At 62.9% G+C, this 1,630-nt stretch carries 2 protein-coding genes; one reads left to right on the top strand and one right to left on the bottom strand.

The genetic code is table 11. The features are described 5' to 3' along the window. Positions 1-59: 59 nt before the first annotated feature. Positions 60-560 carry a GNAT family N-acetyltransferase gene (locus tag DBR22_RS02325; protein ID WP_258229013.1) on the top strand — a complete coding sequence of 167 codons (501 nt, stop codon included), beginning with the start codon at positions 60-62 and terminating at the stop codon, positions 558-560. Between the two features lie 214 nt (positions 561-774). Here DBR22_RS02325 and DBR22_RS02320 read toward each other — a convergent pair. After that, positions 775-1,630, bottom strand: an 856-nt coding sequence (locus DBR22_RS02320) for an ABC transporter substrate-binding protein (protein WP_146187344.1), incomplete at its 5' end; no start/stop codon positions are given.

The following is a 1,630-nucleotide window of genomic DNA, read 5'->3' as shown; positions in this document are numbered from 1 at the left end:
ACTTCAAACCACCCCCACCACCCCAACGCGAATAGTCCTGGGCAGATACTGAATACGTGATGAGGAAAGCCAAACCCGAGGACCTCCGGGGAATTCGAGACATTGAAGTCGCGGCCGGCGAGCTCTTCCGCGGAATCGGGATGGACGCGATCGCCGACGATCCTCCACCGTCCGAGGCCGAGCTGATGGACTACCAGCGCGAAGGCCGAGCCTGGGTTGCCACCGATCCAACCGACCGTCCAATTGCCTACATCTTGGTGGATGCCGTTGAAGGTTGGGCACACATCGAGCAAGTCACGGTCCACCCTCGCCACAGCCGGAAGGGCCTCGGCGGCGCTCTGCTTGATCATGTGGCTCGCTGGGCCAGGGAAATGGGGTTCAACGCAATCACGTTGACGACCTTCCGGGATGTCCCGTGGAATGCCCCCTACTACGAGCGTCTGGGTTTCAGGCGGCATCCTGAAAAGGAATGGTCTGACGGCCTCCGGAAGATCGTGCAACGGGAAAGCCGGGACGGGCTGGACGCCTGGCCGCGTACAGTCCTCGTCAAAGAGCCATAGCAGCCAGTGGGTTCCCCGGTCTGCCAGCAGAAACCGAACATCACCGGCGCCGGCGAGGCAAGACACCTAGAGCCCCCTTAAACGGCTGCGTCCCGGGGGAACCAATGGTTCCCCCGGGACGCAGCTGCCAACCGCCGTCGTCGTACTTTTCAGCGGAGGAGGCCTGCTCAGCACGCCCTCGTGTCTAAGGTGCCGGGACCGCCTCGCGGAGGCGCTAGTTGCTGATGGCTGACTTCATTTCGTCGTGGGCCTTCTTGCCTGCCTCATCCGTTGAGAGCCTGTTGAAGAGGACCTCGGAGGTGTACCGCTTCACGATCTCCTGGATTGCTCCGGCACCCTTCGGCGGCGGGGCCGGTGCCTCACCGAGTTCGCCCTTGATCTGGTCGATGAATTTGACCACCTTGATGTCCGCAGGAGTCAGCTTGGCTTCAATGGCACCGCGGACGTCGGTGTTGGGGTAAACGCCACGGTCCGCGAGCAGGGCCTCGCCGGCCTTATTGTTGTTGGCCAGGAAGTCAATGAACTTGGCTGTTTCCTCGGGGTGCTTGGTGCGAGAAGATGCGGACCAGAACTGGGAAGCCTTGTACCAAAGCTGCGCGTCTGCCGCCTCTCCCGTCTTGGACGGGAAGCGGAGGATCTGCAGGTCGGAACCGGCTGCCTTCTCAAGCGCGGGCAACTGGTTGGACCACCAGAAGGCCAGGCCGTTCTTGCCGACAGCGAGACCGCTCTGGTCCAGAGGTGCAGCTTCAGCCTCCACCACCTCCGACGCCGATGGAACAGCCTTCTTCTCGCTGAGCTCCTTCAGGAAACTCCACCACTCGGCGATGTCCGCCGGTTCGAAGCCCAACGTGCCGTCCGAGGTGTAGAGGGACTTGCCGTTCTGCCGCAGCCAGACGCCCAGGGAAGCTTCATCCGTCCCGTAGGCGGCAGAGCCGTAAGTGCCCTTCGGGGACTTCTCGGTCAGTTCGGCGGAGATGCGGCCGAAGTCCTCCCAGGTCCAGGTCTTGTCATCCGGGAGCGCCACGCCGGCAGCTTGGAAGACAGCCGGGTTGGCGATGATGGTGGCGGCG

It is taken from the genome of Arthrobacter sp. HMWF013 (assembly GCF_003061105.1).
Taxonomy (GTDB): Bacteria; Actinomycetota; Actinomycetes; order Actinomycetales; family Micrococcaceae; genus Arthrobacter.
This window is presented reverse-complemented; position numbering and strand designations above follow the sequence as displayed.